This window comes from Arsukibacterium sp. (genome assembly GCF_033722355.1).
GTDB lineage: Bacteria > Pseudomonadota > Gammaproteobacteria > Enterobacterales > Alteromonadaceae > Alishewanella.
Map to the genome: position 1 here is coordinate 1 of NZ_JAWVZF010000110.1, position 9,093 is coordinate 9,093.

Here is a 9,093-nt window from a genome sequence, read left to right on the forward strand (position 1 = left end):
GCCGGCGGAAAAATTAATCTGGGCCAGATAACCCTTACTGTCCCACCGCAACTGGCGCAGAGTCTGGCGAACAGCAGCACAAACAGTGCGGGCACAGCGTCAAGCCCGGTACCGATAACGCTGCAACTCAAACCGCCGGCAACGCCGAACGGCCAGTGGCAATTACAATTACAGTCGCAGGCAAGCGGTCACAGTCAGCAACTGACCGTCAGCCAGCAGCAAGCTGACAGAAATGTCAGCTGGCAAACTGCCGTGCACGGCTCCCGAAGCGCCGCACAAAGCACATCAGCGCAGTCAGCACCGGCAGCTTCAGATCACTTACAGCAAAGCAGGACCGCAAACGCCAGTCAGTTGCTGCCACCGCTGTCGCCTGACAGTAAAGCGCAGGCCTGGCGTAACCTGTTACCCTTGTTATCGCAGCCGCTGATGCAGCCGGCAGCGATGCAGGATCTGCCGGCACCGTTACAGCAACTGTTCAGCCAGATCCAACGCAGCCTGCCGGACATCAGTAAACCACTGGCGCCACCGGCTCTTGCTGCCCAGCTTAGCGCGCTGTTGCAGTTCCAGCCTCTGCAAAGTCAGCCGAATCCGCAGACCACCGGTGGCACGCTGGCGCTGGCTATTCAGCTGTTGCTCGGACATTTAAGTCAAAAGCAAGTCACACCCGCTGCCGGGACGCCAGCTAACCGCTTAAGCCAGCTGGTATCGCAGCTTGATAACAACCAGGCTGCCAGTGCGCTGCGTCAGCTGGCAAGTTTAAGCAGCCCCCTTCAGCAAAGTCAGCTAGCAACCGTTGATGCTCAGAGCCAGTTGCAGCAATGGCTGCTGCAGCTCCCCCTGCAACAGCAAGGTCAGACGATTATGCCGCAACTGATGTTAGAACAGCGCGACGCAGACGGTAAGAGCGGTAAGCAGGGACACAAACAATGGCAACTGACGATGAAATTTGATTTACAACAGTACGGTAATTTACTGGCAGTGGCTAAATTACAACAGCAGGAATTACAGCTGCAATTCTATACCGATCACAACGAAGCATTGCGGCTGGCTCAGAAATTTCTGCCGCTGTTAAAAGACCGCTGCACCTCACAGGGCTTAACCATTACACAGGCTGACTGCCAGCTGGGTAAAATACCCGACAGCCTGATCCCCCGTTATAACAGTCTGCTAACGGTAAGAGTATGACAAAAGACAGCACCCGCAATCACACCAGTACCGACAACACGGTTCGCAAAAGCGCGACGGCGTTAAAATATGATGGCAAATCAGCCCCGACTATTGTTGCCAAAGGCCACGGTGAACTGGCTGAGGATATCATTGCCCTGGCCAGAGAGCATGGCGTTCTTATTCACCAGGATGATGAGTTAAACCGGCTGCTCAGTCAGTTGGAGCTGGGCGATAATATTCCAAAAGAGTTGTATATCGTGATAGCGGAACTCATCGCCTTCTCTTATGTCCTGCAAGGTAAATTCCCTGAGCAGTGGCAGAATATTCATCAGCGGATTGACTTAAAAACCTGAAAATGGGTCAAAGCGAATTATTTATCCCTGAACAAGAGTCAGAGCAGATAATTTATTGACTCCGACCCTTTTTATGATTTGGCTTGATGCAGATTAAACAGCAGTTCGGCTTCGGCACGGGGAAGTTCACATTCACGCATAATTTCTTCTAAATCTGCGCCTAACTGCACCATCTTCATGGCTCGGGTATAGATTTTACTTTCAGGATCAGTCAGCGACAGGGCCTGTTGCTGCTCGGCCAGTTCATTACAGACACGCTGCAACTGCTGCAGTTCGCTTTCGAGAGTCAGTACCCGCTGGTCTAACGTTAACACCCGCTGGCCTACCCCAATAATACCCGCCCGTAACTCTTCTGTTTCGCTTTGTGCGTTGTTCAGTTGCAGGCTTTGCTGTTCCAGCTGCCGCTGCAGCACAGCCAGCTGCGCTTTACCGCTGCTGCGCTGTGTCAGTAACAGCCAGCACAGCAATGCCAGCAGTACTGCTATTACCATTGCCAGGCCTGGCAGCCATGGGTTCATTGGGAATACTCCGCTCAAAGACTATTAATTTCTTCCCACTCTTCATCATTGAGCAGTTTGTTTAAATCGACGAGGATCAGCAACTCGCCCTCACGATTGGACACGCCCTGAATAAAGCGGGCACTTTCATCAGTACCCACATTAGGTGCCGTATCAATTTCTGATTGTTTCAGATAAACCACCTCGGCGACACTGTCCACCAGAATGCCGATAACCTGGCGCTCTGCTTCGATGATCACTATCCGGCTGTTGTCGGTTACATCACCAGGTGCCAGCCCGAATCTTGCCCGGGTATCGATAACGGTTACCACATTACCCCGCAGATTAATAATCCCCATGACATAGTCCGGCGCGCCAGGAACCGGAGCAATTTCGGTATAGCGCAGAACTTCCTGCACCTGCATCACATTAATGCCGTAGGTTTCTTCCTGCAAACGGAAAGTCACCCACTGTAACACCAGATCAGTGCTTTCTTTTTTGCCGGCTGCTTTTGCCTGATTATTGCTCATATACCGCTCCTGTAAATTTTGCTGCCTGCTCAGGCATTAATGCTCTGGCCACGATTAAGTAAGTTAATCATAGCGTCGACATCAACTAAAACACACATATGCTTTTTAATTAACCCTGCCATCCAGGGTCTTTTACCATCTGTTTCCCGCCACTTTACCTCATCCTGCTCAAGGGTGTAGGTATTAATCAGTGTTTCACAGGTTAAACCCCAGTTACTGGTGCCGAGCATAATAACATACTGATAGTTCAGCTTTTGCTGCAGTTGCTGATCATATTTTTCTGGCATTACCCAGCGGGCGCTGTCAACCACACTGATTTTTTGTTCCCGGTACAGCATCAGCCCTTTAAACCAGGCCGGCTTGCCGAATAAACTGTTAATTTCCCCCAGTTGATGAATACCACCCAGTTCAGTAAGCGGTACCGCCAGTTTTAATCCGGCAACACTGAAGAATAATGCCTGAAACCGGCCCTGGCGGTAAGCTTTTGTTGTCGTTTCGGTGCTAACCTGCTGAGTTTGCGCCGCCGCTGCCAGCCGCTCAGCAATAGGCACATCGCGATTTGTTGCCGTTATTTCTGGCGCAGCCACTTCACTGCCGGTAACTGAGCGCTGAGGCCTGACTGTGGGTGGGCTGACAACAGGGGCTGCCGCAGGTTTTTCAGCCACAACAGGCGCCGTGTCAGTTTCTGGCAGACTGGCCCTGGCCAGGATCCGGTTCAGCTCACGGGTTTTAGCATCTTCTACCAGACTGGTTTCTGTCGCGCCATCATCAGTTAATAATGCACTCAAATAATGCTGCATAACTTTCTGGCTGGCAATCAGACTGCTCATTATGCCTCCGGTGCCAGCTGCAACAGATAGGTTAGCAGCGTATTATAGGCAAAAACGCCCCGGGATGCCGGTGCAAACACATTAGGGGGGGTCTGCGCCACACTGGCATCGCGAAACTTAGTGTCAACCGGCACCACAGCTGACCAGACTTTATCCTGATAAATCGCTTTTAACTCTTTATAAGCTTCCAGTGATGCCTTGGTTCTTTTATCGTACATAGTTGGAATTATAGTAAAGGCATAGTCTTTTTGCTGAGAGCTGCGCATCAGCGCCATCGTGGCAATCATCCGCTCCAGCCCCTTCAGCGCCAGAAATTCAGTTTGTACCGGGATCAGAATTCTATTGCAGGCAGCGATGGCGTTGACCATTAACACACCCATGACCGGTGGACAGTCCAGCAACACATAATCATATTCAGAGGCCACTTTTTGCAGGGCTTTTTTTAAGATCAGGCCCATGCCGCCCTTATTGCCAAGGGAGCGATCCAACGTGGCTAATGCCATCGATGAGGGCAGAATATCCAGATTACTGACGCCGCTTGGGCATAACGATTGCAGGATCTCTTCGCGGGTAATATCTTTGCCGCGAATAAAAATATCATACACGCTGTTTTCCAGCTCTTCGGCATCAATGCCGAAATAGTAAGTCAGCGAAGCATGCGGATCAGTGTCAACCAGCAGCACTCTTTTGCCCCGCTCAGCCAGTAAACCGCCCAGGGTAACAGTGGTCGTGGTTTTACCAACGCCACCTTTCTGATTAGCTATTGTCCAAATTACCACATTCAGGGTTCCTGTTGTTCGGGCAGTGCATCCGGATTGTCCTGACGGGTGGTGATCCTTACCCCTCCACCTGGCAATGCAATTACTCTGATACTGCCATCATCCTGAGTAACCTGTTGTAACTGTTGTTGTAATTCTTCGCTTTGTTGCCGCTGTTCCAGCGCTTCTGGCAGATAGCCATAGCGGGATAGCGCAATCTCCACTTTACGGTTTTCTGCACGGCCCTCGGCAGTTTCATTACTACTATCAGGGTAATACTGGCCATAACCCTCTATCGCCATCCGATGAGGGGGGGTACCGAGCTCCTCAAGCACCCGCAGTACCGAGGTTGCCCGGGCCACGGACAACTCCCAGTTCGATGAAAATAATTCGTTATTAATCGGCTCATCATCGGTATAACCACGGACCCGGATAAAGTTATTGATCGGATTAATAATCCGGGTAATTTCATTTAGTAAGGTACGGGCTGAACTGGTGGCGGTGGCGCTGCCACTGGCAAATAACAGGCCGCTGCTCAGTTCTATAGTAAGCCAGTTTTCATCCTGCTGAATATTGACCACGCCCTGCTCAATTAAATTGGCCAGTGCCTGTTTAAGCTCTTTTTCCAGCGATACTAAGGGGCTGCCCAGAAATTGCTGACGCACTTCTGACAACTTGCTGGCATCCGCGACCAGCTCCGGCCCCTCTGCGGGCTCAAGAGACGTACCATATTCATCAAAATCGCTCTGCGGCTCAGCTTGCGGTAACACGCCGCTGCCACTGACGCCGCTGCCTGACTGCGCCGGCCGTTCAAAGACCTTGGTCAGCGTGTCGGCAAGGGCGCTGAACTCCTCATCTTTAACCACCGACATGGCATAAAGGACAACAAACAGCGCAAACATCAGTGTCATATAATCAGCATAAGACACTAACCAGCGGTCCAGTTGTTCCGGTTCGTCATGCTGATGGTGCTGCTTATGCCGGTACATTGCCGTTAACTCAGCCGGTACGCAGCGAGCTTACGCTCAATATTGCGCGGATTCTCGCCCACTGCAATCGAAACCAGCCCCTCAACAATTAATTCGTGATAAAGGGTATGCTGATGCACCAGGCTTTTTAGCTTATTGCCAACCGGAATAAACACCAGGTTGGCAAATCCCACGCCGTAGATCGTTGCCACAAAGGCAGTAGCGACGCCCAACCCCAGTAACTTGGGTTCAGAGATATTGGCCATTGCCTGAATTAATCCCAGTACCGCTCCGACAATACCGATAGTGGGGCTGTATCCGCCCATCGCTTCAAAGATACGGGCACCACGTAATAAACGTTCACGCTCCAGGGTCAGCTCTGCGTCCAGGGTATCCTGCAGCACTTTCGCCTCTACCCCATCTACTAAAAGGTTTAACCCACGGTGCAAAAAGGGATCACTTTCTTCCAATGCGGCCGACTCGAGCGACAAAAAACCATTGGTTCTGGCCGATGAACCCCAGTTAACAATACGCTCTATGGTATTTTGCATCGGTAAGCTCTGCGGTCTTACTACCCATGGCAGCATACTGAGCCCCAGCCGGAACTGCGGTAATGGCGTTTGCAGCATCACGGCACCGACAGTGCCACCCACCACAATAATAAACGCCGGTAAATGCAGTAACGTGCTTAACGCCCCTCCCTCCAGCAGAAAACCACCTGCTACTGCCAGGACGGCAAGTATAAAACCACTGATCGCCAGTTTATCCATGTTTCACTTCCGTTATCAGCCGGCTGGCTACCTCGTTTAAACTGACTTCAAGGTCCATTAAACCGGCTGCAGCAATCGCCTGAGGCATACCATAAACCACACAGCTTGCCTCATCCTGAGCCCAAACCCTCGAGCCCGCTTGTTTAAGCATTCTGGCCCCTTCCCGGCCATCAGCTCCCATCCCTGTTAATACGACGGCCAGCACTTTATCCTGAAAAACTCTGGCCGCAGTCGCAAAAGTCACATCGACGCTGGGTTTAAAAGTAATACGCGGCGAGTCGTCTTCTTTTATTCTGAGCCGGGCCTGGCCATCACTTCCCTCTACCAGCATTTGTTTACCGCCGGGTGCCAGATAGGCTACGCCGGGACGTAACGTATCGTTATCAGTGGCCTCTTTAATTTCAATTTTTGCCAGCGTATTCAAGCGCTGGGCAAAGGCACCGGTAAAGGCGGCCGGCATATGCTGAATTAAAATAATAGGTAACGGAAAGTCGGCAGGTAAGTTTGTCAGGATCCGTTGCAAAGCAACCGGACCGCCGGTAGAGGTACCGATAGCCACCAGTTTATAACAATGACCACTGGCTTTAAAACTGGTATGGCGGTTGGTATTCGCTCCCAACCGTTCAGTAAGTTGTGGCCGGCCAAGCGCACTGCGGGTTAAGCCACCACTGATGCCGCCGGGCGCCGGCCGACCTGCTGCTGTGCTGCCTGCCACCGATTTTTGGATGGCTGTATCGGGCTGATTGTAAGTCGTGCTGAAGGTGGTACGCCCTAGCGGTCTTTTCCGGGCCACCGCTTTTACCCGGTCACGCAGTACCGTGCCGGCTTCTTCTTTATCGCGGGCGATATCTTCGAATTTTTTTGGTAAAAAATCGACGGCACCGGCTTCAAGCGCGTCGAAAGTTGCGCGGGCTCCTTCATGAGTCAGCGACGAAAACATCAGAATAGGAATACGCTGGCTTTGCAGGATTTCACGCACGGCACTTATGCCATCAAGCACCGGCATTTCAATATCCATCGTAATGACATCAGGCTTTAATGCCAGGGCTTTGGTGACGGCTTCCCTGCCGTCACTGGCGGTATCTATTACCTCCAGCTGCGGATCTGAATTCAGAATTTCCGTCAGACGACGGCGAAAAAAACTGGAATCATCTACAATCAGCACCCTGATCGTCATGCAGCACTCTCTTAAGCGTTCAGCTTATTAAACCGATCAAATTTAATTCTGGATTTCTTGGCATAATGTTTCAGTAAGTTCGGCACATCCAGAATTAAGGCGATCCCTCCATCAGAGGTGATAGTGGCACCCGCCATGCCCGGAGTACCCTGGAGCAGCGCATCCAGAGGCTTGATAACCACCTCTTCCTGGCCTATTAACGAATCGACCACAAACCCTACCTGCTGAGTACCAATCTGCACGATCACTACATGGCCCTGCTCTCTGCGCAGCTTCTTATCAGAACCTTTAACCAGCCAGTGCTCGAGATAAAACAGCGGAATAGCTTTGTTTCGCACAACAATCGTCAACTGGCCATCAACAATATTGGTTTTTGCCAGATCCAGATGAAAAATCTCATTGACGCCTGCCAGTGGTAACGCAAAGGTCTGCTTACCCACCATAACCATCAGTGTTGGCAGAATTGCCAGGGTTAACGGCACTTTAATTTCCAGCAGGGTGCCCTCACCCAGCTTGGAATGAATTTGTACGGTGCCATTTAGCTGGTTAATTTTGGTTTTCACCACATCCATGCCAACACCACGGCCGGATATATCAGAGATTTGCTCTTTGGTGGAGAAACCCGGCGCGAATATCAGATTAAAAGCGTCGTTATCTGACATTCTGGCAGCAGCGTCGACATCAAGAATACCGCGCTTAATCGCAATACCCTTGAGTTTTTCCGGATCCATCCCGGCACCATCATCCTGAATAGTCAGTAAAATATGATCTCCGGCCTGAGTTGCTGCCAGTTTGACTAATCCTACTTTCGGTTTACCGGCTTTTAAGCGCACATCCGGCATTTCAATACCGTGATCAACCGAGTTGCGGACTAAGTGCACCAGCGGGTCAGCCAGCGCTTCAACCAGATTTTTATCCAGATCTGTATCTTCACCCTCAAGCTCCAGATTGATATCTTTTTGCAATGAACGGGCCAGATCGCGAACCACCCGTGGGAACCGACCAAACACTTTCTTAATCGGCTGCATCCGGGTTTTCATGACCGCACCCTGAATATCCGCCGTGACCACATCCAGATTAGAAATGGCTTTGGTCATTTCTTCATCCTGAGTACTGGTTGACAAACTAACCAGCCGGTTCCGAACTAATACCAGCTCGCCGACCATATTCATAATCTGGTCCAGCCGCTTAGTATCAACCCGTACTGTGGTTTCTGCTGCCGGTGCGGCATTCGCTGCCGCCTTATCTGCTGCCGGGGCAACGGGCGCAGGCGCTGCGGCGGGCGCTGTGGAGGCTGGTTTCGCAGCGGCGGCAGGCGTGGCTGGCTTAGCAGCCACTGAGGGTGCAGGCTTGCGCTCTGCCGGCACCGGAACTTCTACCGGTGCTTTACCTTTACCATGCAGCTCATCCAGTAAGGCTTCAAATTCCTCGTCGCTGATTTCATCGTCACCTGCACTCGCATTGGCCGGTGCTGTAGCACTCGCTGCGGGTTTAGAGGGGGCTTTTGCCGGTGGTGGTGCGCCCGCAGTTTTATTGGTATCAGGCACAAATGAGCCCTTACCGTGCAGCTGATCCAGAATCGCTTCAAACTCATCGTCAGTGATGTCGCCACTGTCATCGTCAGTAAGCGGCGCCTGCGGCGCGACCGCTGCCGTTGGCTCTGCCCGCCCCGGTGCGCCCTTGCCATGCAGTTCATCAAGCATTCGTTCAAATTCTTCTTCGTTGATATCATCGATATCACCACCCGCTGCGGCTTCAAAAGAAGCTTCAGGCTCAGGCGCTGCCGGCGCTTCTGGTTCTGCAGTTACGACCAGCGGCGGGGTTTCATTCTCGCTTTGCGGTTCACTGTAATGATGTAACGCATCAAGCAATGCCGGATTGGCCGGGGTCAGCGGTTGCCTCGCCTGCACTTCAACAAACATGGAGTTTATCGCATCAAGCGTCTGCAGAATAACGTCCATCAGCTCTGGTGTTACACGTCGTTTTCCGGTTCGCAGAATATCAAACACGTTCTCTGCGCCATGACAGGCATCAACCAGTTCA

The 9,093-nt window shown here is 51.7% G+C and carries 10 protein-coding genes; 2 read left to right on the forward strand and 8 right to left on the reverse strand.

The genetic code is table 11. From position 1 onward, the window contains the following. The coding region (locus tag R3177_RS10370; RefSeq protein WP_318970960.1) for a flagellar hook-length control protein FliK at positions 1 to 1,185 on the forward strand (1,185 nt) is incomplete at its 5' end. Beyond that, a complete protein-coding gene (locus R3177_RS10375) occupies positions 1,182 to 1,520 on the forward strand; it encodes an EscU/YscU/HrcU family type III secretion system export apparatus switch protein (RefSeq protein ID WP_318970961.1) in 339 nt (112 codons plus the stop codon). The genes R3177_RS10370 and R3177_RS10375, both read left to right, overlap by 4 nt. Positions 1,521 to 1,591: 71 nt before the next feature. Here the strand turns inward: R3177_RS10375 and R3177_RS10380 are convergent, their stop codons facing one another. The 8 genes from R3177_RS10380 to R3177_RS10415 all read right to left on the reverse strand — a co-directional run. Continuing rightward, a complete protein-coding gene (locus R3177_RS10380; RefSeq protein WP_318970962.1) occupies positions 1,592 to 2,038 on the reverse strand; it encodes a DUF2802 domain-containing protein in 447 nt (148 codons plus the stop codon). Positions 2,039 to 2,052: 14 nt separating this feature from the next. Continuing rightward, entirely contained in the window at positions 2,053 to 2,547 is a 495-nt protein-coding gene (locus tag R3177_RS10385) for a chemotaxis protein CheW (RefSeq protein ID WP_318970963.1), read from the reverse strand. Between the two features lie 29 nt (positions 2,548 to 2,576). Beyond that, on the reverse strand, positions 2,577 to 3,377 hold the full coding sequence (locus R3177_RS10390) for a chemotaxis protein CheW (RefSeq protein WP_318970964.1): 801 nt from the start codon (positions 3,375 to 3,377) through the stop codon (positions 2,577 to 2,579). After that, positions 3,377 to 4,156, reverse strand: a complete 780-nt coding sequence (locus R3177_RS10395) for a ParA family protein (RefSeq protein ID WP_318970965.1) — start codon at positions 4,154 to 4,156, stop codon at positions 3,377 to 3,379. Before R3177_RS10395 ends, R3177_RS10390 begins: the two co-directional genes overlap by 1 nt. 2 nt (positions 4,157 to 4,158) lie before the next feature. Beyond that, entirely contained in the window at positions 4,159 to 5,124 is a 966-nt protein-coding gene (locus tag R3177_RS10400) for a flagellar motor protein MotB (RefSeq protein ID WP_318970966.1), read from the reverse strand. 5 nt (positions 5,125 to 5,129) lie between these two features. Continuing rightward, on the reverse strand, positions 5,130 to 5,873 hold the full coding sequence (locus tag R3177_RS10405) for a flagellar motor protein (protein ID WP_318970967.1): 744 nt from the start codon (positions 5,871 to 5,873) through the stop codon (positions 5,130 to 5,132). After that, positions 5,866 to 7,050: a chemotaxis response regulator protein-glutamate methylesterase gene (locus R3177_RS10410; RefSeq protein WP_318970968.1), complete on the reverse strand. Its 1,185-nt coding sequence runs from the start codon at positions 7,048 to 7,050 to the stop codon at positions 5,866 to 5,868. Before R3177_RS10410 ends, R3177_RS10405 begins: the two co-directional genes overlap by 8 nt. 11 nt (positions 7,051 to 7,061) lie before the next feature. Further along, positions 7,062 to 9,093 (reverse strand): chemotaxis protein CheA (locus R3177_RS10415; protein ID WP_318970969.1); only part of this gene is annotated, 2,032 nt, incomplete at its 5' end.